We start from the raw sequence: 16652 nt of genomic DNA on the forward strand, positions 1-16652 counted from the left end.
CCCAGTTGCCGTTATTCTTAACGAAAACGTCACCTGTTTCTGTGTTAACGTATTTATCGCCGTCTTTACCTTCTGTTGTTGGATCAACTTTGCCGTTCAATACGTCTTTTCCGTCGCGTCCATCACGTCCTGCAGGTCCTTGCGCTCCATCACGTCCGTCGCGTCCCGCTGGTCCTGGTACACCTTCACGGCCGTCACGTCCTGCAGGTCCTTGCGCTCCATCACGTCCTTGAAGACCTTGAGCACCCTGTTCACCCTTAGGTCCTTGTAGCCCTTGTGGTCCTTGTGGTCCTGCAACTCCGGCTTCACCTTTTAGACCTTGAGGCCCACGAATGTTACCAATCTTATCCCAAGTTCCGTTTTCTTTCTTATAAACATCACCTGTAGTTGCATCGATATAAGTGTCACCATCTTTACCATCATCTGCTGTTGGTGCTTTAGGTCCACTTAATAGTTCAGCACCATTACGTCCGGCTGCACCTGCTGCACCATTGGCACCGTCTGTACCATTATAAATTGGTTGTTTAGCAATTAATTCATCTATACCTTCATCGTATCGACCATTACCATTGTTATCAAAGTACGCTGTAATAAGAGTACCTTCTCTTGGTTTTTCTGCTGGTGCTGTAGATGGGGCGTCTGCTAAAGCTCTTCTTACTCTTCCGCTTCTTTGATTGTTTAATCTTGCCGCTGCTTCAGCTAAGGCATTTAAGTCGATGGTTGGTGTACGTCCATCTTTACCATCTTTAATGTTAGCTACAACAGGCTCTTCTCCAGGAATAGTAAATGTAATATCAGTACTACGGCCGTCTGCTCCACGAGCAGTTGTGATTTTTGGAGTTTTTCCGTCACGTCCCGCTGCTCCTGTTTCACCACGGTCTCCACGGTCTCCTTTTTCACCTTGCGCTCCGGTTAGACCACGTTCGCCTTGGTCCCCTTTTTCACCTTTAGCTCCATCTGCAATGACAACTTCTTTTAGTTTTGTATCGCCTGCATCAAATTCGTTGTTATCATTTTGGTCATAATAGAAGATAACAGTCGTTGTTTTATCTGCGTCATTTCGTTGAGTCGCAACTAATGGACTTGCGCCATCGAAACCATCTCTTACAACAGTACTTGTAACATTACCTCTACCGTCGTTAATCGTGATAGTATGAGTGCCGTCTTCTTTATTATCTTTAACGGTTACGGTTGGAGTTACACCGTCACGACCTGCCTGACCTTGGTCTCCTTTTTCACCTTTAGCACCTTGTGCTCCAGTCAGACCACGTTCACCTCGGTCTCCTTTTTCACCTTTAGCACCTTGTGCTCCAGTCAGACCGCGTTCACCTTGGTCTCCTTTTTCACCTTTTGCACCTTGTGCTCCAGTCAGACCGCGTTCGCCTCGATCTCCTTTTTCACCTTTTGCTCCTTGTGCTCCGGTTAGACCGCGTTCGCCTCGATCTCCTTTTTCACCTTTAGCACCTTGTGCTCCAGTCAGACCGCGTTCACCTTGGTCTCCTTTTTCACCTTTAGCACCTTGTGCTCCAGTCAGACCACGTTCGCCTCGATCTCCTTTTTCACCTTTGGCACCTTGTGCTCCAGTTAGACCGCGTTCACCTTGGTCTCCTTTTTCACCTTTAGCTCCAGTGAGACCGCGTTCGCCTCGATCTCCTTTTTCACCTTTAGCACCTTGTGCTCCGGTTAGACCGCGTTCACCTTGGTCTCCTTTTTCACCTTTGGCACCTTGCGCTCCAGTCAGACCGCGTTCGCCTCGATCTCCTTTTTCACCTTTAGCTCCAGTGAGACCACGTTCACCTTGATCCCCTTTTTCACCTTTAGCACCTTGTGCTCCAGTCAGACCACGTTCACCTTGGTCTCCTTTTTCACCTTTAGCACCATCTTTAATAGCAATTCTTTGAACAAGTTCGTCTACACCTTCAGTGTAAACACCGTTACCATCATTATCAAGATAGAAAGTGAGGTTATTGGTATCACCGATTTTATTTTGATCAACACGTGGTTTTACAGTTTCAATGAATTCTTTAGCAACACCGATTTGAACAATACGTGGTTTAGCTTCTTTAGTAACTCTATTACTAATTGGCAAGCCTAGGATTGTTTCATTACCTAATCGATGAACTTTATAGGTAATTTGACGTTGTCCTTTTTCACCTTCTCTAACTAATCTAGTCTCACCTTCTGGCAATTTACTAGTTGGAAGATAGATAGTTTGGAATTCAAGTTCTTCTGTAACAGTCTTGTTACTAGTACCACCATTTGGATTTGCATCCAAGAGGAGTGGGTTTGCTCTATAATAATAGTTAGAGTTACTGTATGGGTCATTGCTAGTAGCGGCACCGCCACCACCTTGGTCCACGTTAAAAGTAACTGGTTTCAAACGAACAGACAAGTCACCATTTGGATTAATGATAGGCAAACTAAATCTGATTGTTTGTTCCATATTTGTTGAAGTAGCAGAGGTCATACTGTATCCTGAGTGAGATACGAAGTTGGCACCCTGGCTAATAGGTTTTGATTGCTCTCTTAATCTTGGAGTTGTGATGGTTGCATTTGAAGGATTTCCAAATCCATCCCCTTTATCCAAGATAAAGTTATTATTGACAAATTCACCTGGACCAGAGTATCTAATTGTGAAATTCAATCTATTACCTTGACGTACTGTTGTTACATCGTAATGAATTGAATTACCACCACGTGAGTTTCCGTAGCCACGGAAACTATAACTACGACCACCTTGACTAATATCTGTAAATGCAACTGTATTTCCAGAACCTGAAACAATTGGGTTAGCTGGATTGCTAGCTGCTCTAAAGCCACTGTGCCCTTTATCCAAGTCTTCTTTACGGATAGCTGGATTTTGGCGAGCGTCAGAAAGGCTAAGAGCTGGTTTCAAAAGTTCATTTGTAGATGCAGGTCTTGACGTAGCTTCTACTTTAACAGGTGTGCTAGTTGGCAAAACAGTACTATCAACAGCTGAACGATCAGTTGTTGCAACTGGTTTAGCTTCTGCCGCGTCAGCTTTCTTCACTACAGGAGTTTCTGATACAGTTCCTTTATCAGAGTTAGAACGAAGTTCTAGACCAATAATAGCCGATTGAATAGATGACTCTGCTGCTGATAATTCAACTTCAGTTGCATCTGCTTTCCCAAGCAAGCTTTGACCAGCTTGGATACTTGCTTGCAAGTTTGCAGCACTTGCTTCTGTATATAACTTACTTTCAAGTTTTTTAGCACGCGAAAGAGCCGTTAACAATTTTGACTTGTCAACAGCATCTTGATGCGTTACTTCTTCTTTTTTATCTTTTGCTTCTTCAACTTTTTCTGCTGATCTAGTAGCTTCTTCAGTTTTAGCTGGAGTCGTTTCTACTGGGTTCGCAACAGTTGGAGCTGCATAAGTTGTTTCTTTTTTAGGTGTAGAAACTTCTGCTGGTTTAGTAGCTTCATCTACCTTATCAACAGAGACTCTATTAGTTGTCTCAGGATGTTGTTCCTCTGCTTGTACTGATTGCGCATTGGCAGCAGTTCCCAAGACTAAGGCTGTCCCGAGCAAGACACTAGCCGCACCAAAGTGATACTTACGAATAGAGTATCGTTGTTGCATGCTATACCAGTCAAATGATTTCTTATGTGAATGTTTCATTTTAAACTCCTAGATAGTATTTTATAGTTTACACTCTACAACTATTTAATACATTAATCAATATTTTCTGAACAATTGATATATTCTATTTTTGCACCTAAGGGCCACTTATCTTATTCTAATTTTTCTGATTGCTAACGACAATTTTCTTACTCTAAATTTTTTGTACTTTTTAGACAAAAAATATGATATAATGAATTAAGGAGGAAATTACCTATATGCGCAACCTTTTATCCACAAAAGATCAAAGACAATTACGTTTAATGGAAACCTTAATTCAGAATCGTAATTGGATGAAATTGTATGAACTAGCCGAAAAATTAGGATGTACAGAACGAATCTTAAAAAGTGATTTAAATGAATTACGTATTGCCTTTCCATCTATTGATATCCAATCTTCTGTTAACGGAATCATGATAGATTTAGAAGTTAACACTAGTGTAGAAGATATTTATCAATATTTTCTTGCTAATTCTCAATCTTTTCAATTACTAGAGTATCTGTTTTTTAATGAGGGGCTACCTATTTATCGAACAATAGAAAATCTTCACTCTAGTAATGCCAACCTCTATCGACTGGGTAGAAATATTACAAAAACTCTATCAACTCAATTCCAAATTGAACTATCATTTACTCCATCCGAAATACGTGGCAATGAAGTCGATATTCGCTATTTTTTTGCCCAATATTTTTCTGAGCGCTATTATTTCCTAGATTGGCCTTTTCCTGACCTTCCTGAGGAAGATTTAACAGAATTTGCTGACTTCTTCTATAAAATCACGAATTATCCAATGCGATTTTCAATTTATAGAATGTACAAACTGATGATAGCTATCAATATTTACCGCATCAAAAATGGTCATTTTATCGACTTACCAAATCATTTCTATGATGAATACTATCCTATTTTGGCGAGTATTCCAAACTTTGAGGAGATACTTGTCCATTTCTCTGAAAAACTGGGACTTGAAATCACTCCAGATATCATTGCACAAATTTTTATTTCCTTTATTCAAAGTAACATTTTCTTAGATCCTCAAGAATTCTTCAACTCTTTAGAAGAGAACAGTGAAGCAAGACACTCTTACCAATTACTTAGTCAAATACTAGAACGCCTATCAAAACAATATAAGATTACTTTTACCAACCACGATGAGCTGATTTGGCATTTACACAACACCGCTTTCTTTGAAAGACAGGAAATCTTTTCTACCCCAATCTTATTTGAACAAAAACAATTGACGATTAAAAAGTTTGAAGTTTACTTCCCAGACTTTATGGGGAGTGCGCGTCAAGAACTGGCTCAATACCGTCAGGCAATTGGACAGCATGACCATCCTGAACAGTTGGAACACTTGATGTACACCATCTTAACCCATGCTGAAAACCTCTCTACTCAGTTGTTAGAAAATCGACCACCTATCAAGGTTTTGATTATCAGTAACTTTGACCATGCTATATCCCTTACCTTTGTTGATATGCTTTCCTATTACTGTAATAACCGCTTTACCTTCGATATTTGGGATGAATTGAAAACAAGTCCTGAGATTTTAAATCAGACAGATTACGATATCATCGTGTCTAATTTCTATATTCCAGGAATTACCAAGAGGTTTATTTGCCGAAACCATCTGTCAATCATGGACTTGGTTAATCATCTTAACTGTTTATCAAATGAGATTCATATATCCAATACTTTATAAACTAGAAAAGTCAGCATAATACTGCTGACTTTTTCTTTTATCTATTTTCTATACTTCCTTTACAAAAACCAATTCCTGTGGCTGGGACAAATCTTCTCGGTAGGCAAATCCTGCAAAGCTTAAGCGACGAGCTTCCTCCATCGTCTGTACTTGATTTTCTATCAGGGCTGTCAGGAAGGCACCACGCGCTTTCTTGGAAATAGTTGAATGAATCTTCAACTGACCACCTCTATCCTCCATGAATTTGAAGGTCACCATCTTTTCTCTGATTTCCTTAGAAAATACTGTCTCAAACTCGGATGACAAGAGGGAGAAAATTAGGTCTTCCTTCTTCACAGCTTCATCGTAGGCTGACTTCCAATGGCTCTTCAAAGTCTTACCAGCAACTTTTAACTTCATCAAAAAGTCCAAACGGTGAGGGGCCATAGGTGACAAGGCTGGAACAACACCGTACAAAGCCGACGTGATAAAGACATGATTTGCAAGATAGGTTTGTTCTGCCTCGGTCAGTTTGTCACGCTTGATGTGGCGGTACATAAGCCCATCAAAAAGTTTCAGAGCTGGATAGTGTTGAGCTCTTTGCCTTTTCAAAGCCTGAATATTTTGAAATTCTTCCGCTGCTTTCTCAGCTGATACCTTGTAAAAACTCTCCAATTGATTAGAAGAATAGAGGGCCAAGGCATCCAGCACCGCCTGACTTTCTGGTTTTAAAGGAGCGACTTCAATACTTGGCAAGTCTGTGTTCATTTCTTTTGCTGTTGGGATTAAAATTTTCATATTGATAGTGTAGCATATTTTTTAGCCACAACCAAGAAGTTTATCTGAAAAGAGACTGGGAAAAGGCTTAAAAATCAGAGAAACGCATAATATCCGGTGTTGAAAAACCTTGATACTATGCGTTTTATTATGAAAAGATTTACTTCATTTTTTCCTGAAATTGAGTTTTTGCCCAACCTCTCCTCTTACTGAACTTTAAATGTCTTAAGATAGTTATCTTTTCCGACTTGACCTTCGAAGGTTTTACCATTTTCAAGGTAAGGGAGGTCATCAGATACTGAGGCCTTGACCTTGTATATCTTACCATCAACTTTAAAGAAGTAGACGGTGTCGCCCTTGATAACAGCTGATTTGAGGTCTGCCACCACACCCTTGATACTTTCTGTCGTTTCATTATCAATTTCAAGGTCGTTTTTATTGGCGTACTTGCTGAGCAGTTCTTCTACTGTAGTAGCTACGATAACATTTTGGTACTCGACTGCATCTACCAGAGCATACTCTTTAACCAAGCCAGCATTGTCCTTCAAGCCCATGATGTAGAGAGGCTTGTCATTGAGGTTGATGAGGATTGGGAAGGTTGCCTTGTAGGATTTCTCCTGAACAGCACCTTCGGCTGATTCACGGGCTGATTCTTCGGTTGCTGAAGCCAAGCTGTACTTGGTGATTTCTCCTGTTCGCATGTTTTCAAGGATGAAACCAAGGTTACTCTCATCTGCATTGGCCGATGTCACACCTGTGTAGAGGTAAATATCATTACCGATAGACAAATAATTATATCCCTTGGTAGTCTGGGTCACGTTTTTCTTGGAAATCATGGCATTCCAGAAACCATCCTTGTACTTGCCGTTGTAGTTGATTTGCTCGATGGTTTCCTCAGCTGGATAAACCCTGTCCACCCATTCCGGAACATCTGCCAAGCTGTATTCCTTGGTCTCTCCATTTGTGGCGTCCAAGATAATGACTGAAATAGGACGAGGAACTGCTAAGCCAAATTGCTTTTGGTAAACCGTTGCTACATAGAAAGGATTGCCCTCATCGTCCACCTCAAATGATGGAGTCTTGAAGATCTTGGTTGGGTACTTCAAGCGCAGGTGACGCTTGACATCACGGTTAAAATACTCCGAGTCTGAATATTTGATTGGTGTCTTCAAGTCCACCAAGTTGGCATTTCCAGTTACCATGTCCACCTTGATATACTCGCCGATTCCCTTGGCCTGATTGTTAAACCATTTGATAGGGTCTGCGTATTCTAGTGGCGTAACCCGATAAGGTTTCCCATCAATCGTTAGTTGGGTATAGGTGTCTGCCGCTACATACTGCGATACCTTATCCGTTAAGGAACCCAAATAGCGGTCTCCAATTTTTTCAGCAGTACTTCTATCTAGAATAGGAACCTTACTGGTGTCAGTCTTAGGAAATTCAGTAAAGTCTTTTTCCGTAACCGTGACTACATTGGCATAATTTTTAGCCTGGAAAATACTAGAAGTCACCAAGGAAACTAAACCAGCCAAGAGAAGAATTCCTCCAATAGAAGCTAAAAGAACTTTTCCTAACCGATTGATTTTGAAACCCTCAAGATTTAAAGCAGCTTCCGCCTTGCCGTGGCGCACATGAACCGTTTTGACCAGATTGATTCCCTTGCCAAAGCCAAATAAAATAGCCACAAGCAGCAAATGCCCACAGAGGAAAAAGAGAAATTCCCAGCTGGTCAGGTTAAGAGGCGGTAAAAAGATATACCAGGTCGTTACGATAAAAAGCAGTTCAAAGACTATTCGTTTCATTTACTTTCCTCCTAAATGATTCGTCCTTCCAAGTGATCCAGTTCATGCTGGCAAATCTGGGCTGGGAAACCTGTCAAAGTAATGGTCTGTTCCTGCCACTTGCTGTCACGATAGGCAACCCTTATAGTTTCATAGCGCTTAGTAGGTCTCACACCTACCAAGGACAAACAGCCTTCCTCTGTCTCATAAGCTCCTTCAAAAGACAGGAGCACTGGGTTAAACATGACCACAGGAACCAGGCCAAGATTAAAGATAATCACGCGCTTCTGCACCCCAATCATATTGGCAGCCAGCCCAACACAGGTCTCACGATTTGCTAAAAGCGTATCCTGTAAATTTCTGGCAAGATAAAGATCTTCTTGACTTGCCGGTTGAGACACCTGAGATAAAAATAAGATATCCTTTACAATTTTCTTCTCCACTTCCTCACACTCCTCTTTCTTTTTACTATATTATAGCAATTATAGCACAAAAGCCGATAACTGCAAGCCCTTTCCCTCAACTGTAACAAAAAGCCATCCGAAGATGACTTTTTTTAAATCGCATTCTTATCAAAACCAAGTTTGCGTTGAATAAACTTAACAATTTCGACGATAATAATCATTGAGAAGCTTCCAGCCATAACAATTCCCCATTGTGACAAGTCTAATTTGGTTACGTGGAAGATTCCTTCAAGCGGTTCTACGACAATTGTTGCCATAAGAAGGATGAAGGATACCAAGATGGACCAGTTAAAGGTCTTAGACTTGAATGGACCAACTGTCAAGATGGATTGGTAAACAGATTTCACATTGTAGGCATGGAAGAGCTGAATCAAACCAAGGGTTGCAAAGGCCATAGTTAGGGCATCTGCATGAATGGCATGATTGTCACCCACATGAACTGGGTAAGCAATCGCAAGTCCATAAACACTCATAACAATAGCTGCTTGGAGTACACCTTGATAGATGATAGAACTCAAAACACCACCTGAGAAGAAGCTTGCCTTGCGTCCACGTGGTTTATGGTTCATGACACCTGGCTCAGCAGGTTCAACACCAAGAGCGATAGCTGGGAAGGTATCTGTTACCAAGTTGATCCACAAAAGATGAACTGGTTGCAAGACGTCCCAACCAAACAAGGTTGATAGGAAGATGGTTAATACTTCAGCAGTATTGGCAGAAAGTAGATACTGAATAGTCTTTTGAATGTTTGAGAAGACCTTACGTCCTTCTTCAACTGCAACGATGATAGTCGCAAAGTTATCATCTGCAAGAATCATGTCAGAAGCCCCCTTAGAAACCTCTGTACCAGTGATTCCCATACCGATACCGATATCGGCTGTTTTCAAAGCCGGAGCATCATTGACACCGTCACCTGTCATGGCAACGACTTTACCTTGTTTTTGCCAAGCCTTGACGATACGAACCTTGTGCTCTGGAGACACACGGGCATAAACAGAGTATTGACCAACTACTTTTTCAAAGTCTTCATCTGACAATTCATTGAGCTCAGCACCAGTTAAAACGTGGCCTTCTGTATCGTTTGCATCAATGATTCCCAAACGTTTGGCAATCGCTTCTGCAGTATCTTGGTGGTCACCTGTAATCATGATTGGACGTATTCCCGCTTCCTTAGCCACACGAACAGCCTCAGCTGCCTCAGGACGTTCAGGGTCAATCATCCCGATCAAACCAGTAAAGATTAACTCATTTTCAAGCTCTTCAGAAGTGAGGTTTTCTGGAATTCTGTCAATAATCTTATAAGCACCTGCAAGGACACGCAAGGCTTGGTGAGCCATTTCAGAGTTGTTTGTGTGAATGAGGTTTGTAACCTTCTCATCAATCGGAGCAATATCCCCAGCCTTATCACGAAGAACACAACGTTTCAAAAGTTGGTCTGGCGCACCTTTAACCGCCACAAGGAATTTACCATCTGGCAATGGGTGAACCGTTGACATGAGCTTACGGTCAGAGTCAAATGGCAACTCAGCCACGCGTGGATATTTCTCTAAGAAACCTTTGACATCGTAACCCTTATCCAAGGCATACTGGATGAAGGCTGTTTCAGTAGGGTCACCAATCAGGTTTCCTTCCACATCGATTTTCGTATCATTGGCCAAGACAACTGAACGAAGTAGGGGCATTTCAAGACCTAGTTCAATGTCATCAGCTGAGTCATGTAGAACTGCATCGTAGAAGACTTTTTCGACGGTCATCTTGTTCATGGTCAGCGTACCAGTCTTATCAGAAGCAATGATTTCAGTTGAACCAAGTGTTTCTACAGCTGGCAACTTACGAACGATAGAGTTTCGTTTGGCCAAAACTTGAGTACCAAGGGCAAGAACGATGGTCACGATAGCAGGAAGTCCTTCTGGAATAGCTGCAACAGCAAGCGCAACAGAGGTCATCAACTCACCAAGTGGATTTTTCCCTTGAATGAAGACACCAACAACAAAAGTAACAAGTGCAATGACCAAAATTGCATAGGTCAAGACCTTAGAAAGGTTGTTCAAGTTTTGTTTGAGGGGTGTATCAGTCTCATCAGCGTCTTGAAGCATACCAGCAATGTGACCTACTTCAGTATACATACCTGTATTAACAACAACACCCATCCCACGACCATAGGTTACGTTTGAGTTTTGGAAGGCCATATTGACACGGTCACCAATACCAGCATCTGCATCAAGTTCAACTGTCAAGTCTTTTTCGACTGGTACAGACTCACCTGTAAGAGCTGCTTCTTCGATTTTAAGAGAGTTGGCTTCTAATAAACGTAGGTCTGCAGGTACTACATCACCAGCTTCGAGAGCGACGATATCACCTGGTACCAATTCTTTAGAGTCAATCTCCGCCATATGCCCATCCCGAAGAACGCGGGCAGCTGGACTTGACATAGATTTGAGGGCTTCGATCGCTTCTTCTGCTTTCCCTTCTTGGTAAACACCAAAGGCAGCATTGATGATTACCACGGCTAAGATGATAATAGCATCTGCGATATCTTCCCCACCAGAAGTCACAACTGACAAGATTGCTGCCGCAACTAGGATGATAATCATCAAATCCTTAAATTGCTCGATGAATTTGACCAGGATTGATCGTTTCTCGCCTTCTTCGAGTTCATTGTGGCCAAATTCTGCAAGGCGCTTTTCTGCCTCACTTGATGACAAACCTTGCTCGGTCGCATCCACAGCCTTCAAGACCTCTTCAGGACTCTGAGTGTAAAACGCTTGGCGTTTTTGTTCTTTTGACATGTGTCTCCTCCTTGACATTGTGTGCAAAACAGACTCTCTTTTTCTCATCGTATCTTTTCACGACAAACAAAAAGAGACCTGTTAATCATAACAAGTCTCGCTGTTTAAGATAGGGCCGGAAAGCATACTTTTCAGTATGAAATTCGGAATGACGACACTATCACAGGTTTCTGCCAGCTACTCCCTTGACTAATACTATTATACCAAATTTTAAAAAGTTTTCAAAGAGTAAAAACTGCCTTATTTGAATTTTCCCTTGAAAACCAGTATAATGGTAGAATACTATGTGACTAGAAAGGAAGTTGAATGAAGCAATCTATCTCAAATCTCAAGTTAGCTGAGCGTGGAGCCATTATCAGTATTTCGACCTATTTGATCTTGTCTGCAGCCAAATTAGCTACTGGGCATCTTCTTCATTCATCCAGTTTGGTGGCCGATGGTTTTAACAACGTGTCGGACATCATTGGAAATGTTGCCCTCTTGATAGGCATTCGGATGGCACGCCAGCCTGCAGACCGTGACCACCGTTTTGGTCACTGGAAGATTGAAGATTTGGCTAGCTTAATCACTTCCATCATCATGTTTTATGTCGGTTTCGATGTACTTCGGGATACCATTCAAAAAATTCTCAGTCATGAAGAAACGGTCATTGACCCTCTTGGTGCAACCCTAGGAATCATTTCTGCAGCGATTATGTTTCTAGTTTATCTCTACAATACTCGCCTCAGTAAGAAATCCAACTCCAAGGCACTAAAGGCTGCCGCTAAGGACAATCTTTCTGATGCTGTTACCTCACTTGGTACTAGCATTGCTATCCTAGCTAGCAGTTTCAATTATCCCATTGTGGATAAACTGGTTGCCATTATCATCACTTTCTTTATCTTGAAAACTGCCTATGATATCTTCATCGAGTCTTCCTTTAGTCTTTCAGATGGCTTCGACGACCGCCTGCTTGAGGACTACCAAAAGGCCATCATGGAAATTCCCAAAATCAGCAAGGTTAAGTCGCAAAGAGGTCGTACCTACGGTAGCAATATCTACCTGGATATCACGCTGGAGATGAATCCTGACTTGTCTGTTTTTGAGAGTCATGAAATCGCGGATCAGGTCGAGTCTATGCTGGAAGAACGTTTTGGGGTTTTTGATACCGATGTCCATATTGAGCCAGCACCTATACCTGAGGATGAAATTTTAGACAATGTCTATAAAAAATTGCTCATGCGTGAACAATTGATTGACCAAGGAAATCAACTGGAAGAACTATTGGCTGACGATTTTGTCTATATTCGGCAAGATGGAGAGCAGATGAATAAAGAGGCTTATAAGACCGAAAAAGAGTTAAATGCATCTATCAAGGATATTCAAATCACTTCCATCAGTCAGAAGACCAAACTCATCTGCTATGAGTTAGATGGTATCGTCCATACCAGTATCTGGCGCCGTCACGAAACTTGGCAAAATATCTTTCATCAAGAAACTAAAAAAGAATAGAGAAATCCTGTCAATGAGACGGGATTTTTCTATTCTTCTAGCTATCAAAGTCACTTAGGTATTCATAGCGTTCGTATTTTTCAAGAAGTGCTTCGTTCTTCTCATCTAGTTCTTTTTGGAGAGTAGCCAGCTTACCAAAGTCGGAGCCGTTGGCCTGCATCTCCTCTTCAATAGCAGAGATACGATCTTCCAAGGCTTCAATATCACCTTCAATACTTGCCCACTCCTGCTTTTCTTGGTAGCTCATGCGTTTCTTGTCTTCTCGGACCTTAATCACCTTTTCCTTTTCGGCCTTTTGCACTTGATTAGCCATCTCTGTTTCAAAGGCTTTCTCATCAAGATAGTCGGTGTAATGACCAAAGAAAGGACGAATCTTTCCATCATCAAAAGCCAGAATCTTAGTCGCTACCTTATCCAAGAAATAGCGGTCATGGCTAACTGTCAAAACAGGACCCGCAAATCCTTGCAAGAAATTCTCCAAAACTGTCAAGGTTGCAATGTCCAAATCATTGGTTGGCTCGTCTAAAAGAAGAACATTTGGTTTTTCCAAGAGCAATTTGAGGAGATAAAGACGTTTTTTCTCTCCCCCTGACAATTTCTCAATCAAGGTTCCATGAGTCGAACGTGGGAAAAGGAACTGCTCCAACAACTCAGCAATGGAAGTCGTAGAACCACCGCTGGTCTTGACCTCTTCTGCCACTTCCTGCAAGTAATTGATCACTCGCTTGCTTTCATCCAAGCCCTCAATTTGCTGAGAGAAATAGGCGATGCGAACAGTTTCCCCAATCACAACTTGTCCTGCTGTCGGCTCAAGAATGCCTGCAATCAAGTTAAGGAGAGTTGATTTCCCAACACCGTTGTCCCCAACAATTCCAATACGATCTTTAGCCTGTACCAAGAGATTAAAATCTTGCAAAATAGGCTTGTTTTCATAGGCAAAGAAAACATCCTGAAACTCGATAACTTTCTTCCCAATCCGACTGGTTTCAAAGTTCATGGTCAAGTCTGTCTCAGCAACGCCACCTGAAACTTCTTTCTTTAAATCATGGAAACGATTGATACGAGCCTGCTGCTTGGTCGCACGCGCCTGCGGTTGTCTGCGCATCCATGCCAATTCTTGCTTATAAAGTTGTTCCTTTTTGTGGAGAAGAGCTGCATCGCGCTCATCCTGTTCCGCCTTAAGGCGAACATAGTCCTGATAATTCCCTTGATACTCTGTCAATCCAGCTCGATCCAATTCGAAAATCCGAGTTGACAAAGCATCTAGGAAATAGCGATCGTGGGTGATAAAAAGGACGGTCTTCTTAGAATTTTTCAAAAAGAGGGTCAGCCACTCGATGGTCGCAATGTCCAGATGGTTGGTTGGCTCATCCAAAAGCAAAAGGTCGTGATTGCCAAGTAAGACTTGCGCCAACTGAACCCGTCTTCTCAGACCACCTGACAATTCCCCAACAGGAGTAGATAAGTCCTGAATCCCCAGCTTGCTGAGAACAGTCTTGACCTGACTCTCAATTTCCCAAGCTTGGAGAGAATCCATTTCAGCCATGACACGTTCCAAACGCGCCTGTTTGTCATCACTATAGTTGAGCATGATCAATTCATACTCACGAATGAGCTGGATTTCCTTTAGTTCACTAGATAGAACCGTATCCAAGACCGTCTTGCTATCATCAAAATCAGGGTCTTGAGTCAAGTAACCAATCTGGTAATCATTCTTAGCTGAAAAAGGACTAACATCCCCATCAAATCCAGAAACACCAGAAACAACATCTAAAAGGGTGGTCTTCCCTGTTCCATTGACACCAATCAAACCAATTCTGTCTAGGTCATGGATGATAAAGGAAATATCCTTAAAAACGGTCTTATCACCGACGGATTTACTTAGTTTTTCAACGATAAAATCACTCATTTTTTCTCCCTCAGATAAGCATGGATGGCTTGACGGTCATTTTCCAATTCTCCATCGACAATGGCATACTCAATCTCTGTTAAAATCTCTCCCAAGTCTGGACCTGGTTGAAATCCATATTCCTTAATCAAAATGCCACCGTTGATTTGGATTTCTTTCTTGTCATGAATGGTCAGACTCTGGTAGGTTTCTATGATGACTTGTGGGTTGACTGGTTTGCCCTGAGCCTGACGAAGATTTTCAGCCTGTAAAATCAAATCCAAGTCAAAGCGATAACAATCGCGCTTGCTCAATTCTCCCTTTTCACGCAAGGCTAAAATAGTCAGCAAATTCTGAACTTGCTTAGCAAACTGACGTGAGGTCTTCCAAGCTTTCAAAAATGGCTGCACATTTTCAATCTCCAAAGCCCACAAAAGAGCTGCCCAGGCTTGCTCTGAAGATTCAAAGGTGAAATCAGTCTCCAAATCAAACAGTCTGTTAAGCTTGTCCTGGCTAGCTGCCATATCAGGGAGATAGTCATAAGCTTGACTCTCAATCATGGAAGCCAAGCCCCTTCTCCAAAATGGAGCCAGCAAGAGTTTATCAAACTCAACAAAAGTACGCTCTACAGAAATTTTCTCCAAAAGCGGCGTCAAAGTCTTCATAGCTTTAAATGTTTCTTGCTCAAGTTCAAAGCCAAGACTAGCCTGAAAACGGAAACCACGCATAATACGCAAAGCATCTTCGTTGAAACGCTCACTAGCCACTCCAACTGCTCGTAAGACTTGGTTTTCCAAATCCTCTAAACCATGAAACAAGTCAATGATTTCCCCTGTCTCATCCAAAGCAAAGGCGTTGACTGTAAAATCACGGCGCTTAAGGTCTTCTTCTAGCGAACGCACAAAGGAAACCGCACTGGGTCTGCGATAGTCCACATAGACATCCTCTGTCCGAAAAGTGGTTACCTCATACTCCTCATCCCCATCTAGTACCAAGACGGTTCCATGTTCGATTCCGATATCGGCTGTTCGAGGAAAAATCTGCTTGGTCTCTTCTGGATAAGAAGACGTCGCAATATCCACATCATGGATGGGACGATTGAGAAGGGCATCTCTGACGGAACCCCCAACAAAATAGGCTTCAAATCCTGCTTCTTTAATTTTTTCTAATACTGGTAAAGCCTTCTGAAATTCAGAAGGCATTTGCGTTAATCTCATAATAAGTGTTCTAATCCATAGACAAGCTCATGACGCTTGACAACTTCTTTAATTCCCAAATTCACCCCTGTCATGAAGGAGCTGCGATCATAAGAGTCATGACGGAGGGTCAATCCTTCTCCTTGATTTCCAAAGATGACTTCCTGATGGGCTACCAAACCTGGCAAACGAACTGAGTGAATACGCATGCCATCAAAATCAGCACCACGGGCACCTGTAATCAATTCTTCCTCATCAGGCGCACCTTGCTGGATAGACTCTCGAACTTCTGCCATTAACTCAGCTGTTTTAATAGCAGTTCCACTCGGAGCATCCTTTTTCTTGTCATGATGAAGCTCGATAATCTCCACATTTGGGAAATATTTAGCAGCCTGCTTCGCAAATTGCATGAGTAAAACAGCACCCAAGGCAAAGTTAGGAGCGATCAAGCCACCCAAATCTTGGGCACGAGAAAATTCTTTTAGCTCTGCAATTTCTTCACTTGTGAAACCAGTCGTTCCAACTACTGGAGCAAAGCCATTTTCAAGAGCAAAGCGTGTATTTTCATAGGCAACAGCTGGTGTAGTAAAGTCTACCCAGACATCCGCTTCAAAATCGACCAAATCAGCCTTATCCTTGAAAACAGGAATTCCTTGCCATTCTGACTCAGACTCAAAAGGATCCAAAACTGCTACCAAGTCCAAGTCTGGATCAGCCAAGACCATCTGACAAGCAGCCTGGCCCATCTTTCCCTTAAAACCAGCAATAATTACTCGAATACTCATCTCTACTCCTGACTAAGATACAAAGGACGTTAGCTGCCCATGAAAAATAGGGAATGACGCTGACTTTCCATGAAAGGAAAAACAGGCATCTTTTTTCATGAGGCAGGTAGTCCGTGTTCAATTTCTAAGATACAAGATTTCTTAACTAGCTTAAAA

Annotated in this window: 10 protein-coding genes; 2 read left to right on the forward strand and 8 right to left on the reverse strand. The window is 42.0% G+C overall.

What is annotated here, in order from left to right; genetic code table 11:
* Positions 1-3643: pneumococcal collagen-like adhesin PclA (gene pclA, locus FJN11_RS10825; protein WP_246039366.1), on the reverse strand; the 3643-nt coding region annotated here is incomplete at its 3' end.
* A gap of 218 nt (positions 3644-3861) precedes the next feature.
* Between pclA and pclR the strand changes: the two genes are divergently transcribed.
* Positions 3862-5346, forward strand: coding sequence for a virulence transcriptional activator PclR (gene pclR / locus FJN11_RS06155; RefSeq protein ID WP_140224321.1), 1485 nt, complete (start codon positions 3862-3864; stop codon positions 5344-5346).
* 48 nt (positions 5347-5394) lie between these two features.
* Here pclR and yaaA read toward each other — a convergent pair whose 3' ends face one another.
* From yaaA to FJN11_RS06175, 4 genes are all read right to left on the reverse strand, one after another.
* The gene (yaaA, locus tag FJN11_RS06160) at positions 5395-6123 is read right to left on the reverse strand and encodes a peroxide stress protein YaaA (protein ID WP_042750827.1); all 729 of its coding nucleotides are present in this window, start codon (positions 6121-6123) and stop codon (positions 5395-5397) included.
* A 185-nt stretch (positions 6124-6308) separates the two neighbouring features.
* On the reverse strand, positions 6309-7904 hold the full coding sequence (locus FJN11_RS06165; protein WP_042750824.1) for a hypothetical protein: 1596 nt from the start codon (positions 7902-7904) through the stop codon (positions 6309-6311).
* An 11-nt stretch (positions 7905-7915) separates the two neighbouring features.
* Positions 7916-8326 carry a peptide deformylase gene (locus tag FJN11_RS06170; protein ID WP_042750822.1) on the reverse strand — a complete coding sequence of 137 codons (411 nt, stop codon included), beginning with the start codon at positions 8324-8326 and terminating at the stop codon, positions 7916-7918.
* Positions 8327-8439: 113 nt separating this feature from the next.
* The gene (locus FJN11_RS06175; protein WP_140224322.1) at positions 8440-11136 is read right to left on the reverse strand and encodes a cation-translocating P-type ATPase; all 2697 of its coding nucleotides are present in this window, start codon (positions 11134-11136) and stop codon (positions 8440-8442) included.
* 306 nt (positions 11137-11442) lie between these two features.
* Between FJN11_RS06175 and mntE the strand changes: the two genes are divergently transcribed.
* Entirely contained in the window at positions 11443-12627 is a 1185-nt protein-coding gene (mntE, locus tag FJN11_RS06180) for a CDF family manganese efflux transporter MntE (RefSeq protein ID WP_140224323.1), read from the forward strand.
* A gap of 37 nt (positions 12628-12664) precedes the next feature.
* Here the strand turns inward: mntE and FJN11_RS06185 are convergent, their stop codons facing one another.
* From FJN11_RS06185 to dapB, 3 genes are read right to left on the reverse strand one after another with little or no spacing between them, the layout of a single operon-like run.
* The gene (locus FJN11_RS06185) at positions 12665-14536 is read right to left on the reverse strand and encodes an ABC-F family ATP-binding cassette domain-containing protein (protein WP_140224324.1); all 1872 of its coding nucleotides are present in this window, start codon (positions 14534-14536) and stop codon (positions 12665-12667) included.
* Positions 14533-15732 carry a CCA tRNA nucleotidyltransferase gene (locus tag FJN11_RS06190; RefSeq protein ID WP_140224325.1) on the reverse strand — a complete coding sequence of 400 codons (1200 nt, stop codon included), beginning with the start codon at positions 15730-15732 and terminating at the stop codon, positions 14533-14535. The genes FJN11_RS06185 and FJN11_RS06190 overlap by 4 nt, the downstream gene beginning before the upstream one ends.
* A complete protein-coding gene (gene dapB, locus FJN11_RS06195; RefSeq protein WP_042750810.1) occupies positions 15729-16496 on the reverse strand; it encodes a 4-hydroxy-tetrahydrodipicolinate reductase in 768 nt (255 codons plus the stop codon). The genes FJN11_RS06190 and dapB overlap by 4 nt, the downstream gene beginning before the upstream one ends.
* Positions 16497-16652: the final 156 nt, after the last annotated feature.

The sequence above is a fragment of the Streptococcus symci genome (genome assembly GCF_006385165.1).
In the GTDB taxonomy this organism is placed as follows: Bacteria; Bacillota; Bacilli; order Lactobacillales; family Streptococcaceae; genus Streptococcus; species Streptococcus symci.

What these genes read in the sequence shown, in the direction of transcription:
- FJN11_RS06185 (WP_140224324.1), bottom strand. Translation starts at nt 14,536, where the DNA reads ATGAGTGATTTTATCGTTGAAAAACTAAGTAAATCCGTCGGTGATAAG.
- FJN11_RS06175 (WP_140224322.1), bottom strand. Translation starts at nt 11,136, where the DNA reads ATGTCAAAAGAACAAAAACGCCAAGCGTTTTACACTCAGAGTCCTGAA.
- dapB (WP_042750810.1), bottom strand. Translation starts at nt 16,496, where the DNA reads ATGAGTATTCGAGTAATTATTGCTGGTTTTAAGGGAAAGATGGGCCAG.
- mntE (WP_140224323.1), top strand. Translation starts at nt 11,443, where the DNA reads ATGAAGCAATCTATCTCAAATCTCAAGTTAGCTGAGCGTGGAGCCATT.
- pclR (WP_140224321.1), top strand. Translation starts at nt 3,862, where the DNA reads ATGCGCAACCTTTTATCCACAAAAGATCAAAGACAATTACGTTTAATG.
- FJN11_RS06190 (WP_140224325.1), bottom strand. Translation starts at nt 15,732, where the DNA reads ATGAGATTAACGCAAATGCCTTCTGAATTTCAGAAGGCTTTACCAGTA.
- FJN11_RS06165 (WP_042750824.1), bottom strand. Translation starts at nt 7,904, where the DNA reads ATGAAACGAATAGTCTTTGAACTGCTTTTTATCGTAACGACCTGGTAT.
- yaaA (WP_042750827.1), bottom strand. Translation starts at nt 6,123, where the DNA reads ATGAAAATTTTAATCCCAACAGCAAAAGAAATGAACACAGACTTGCCA.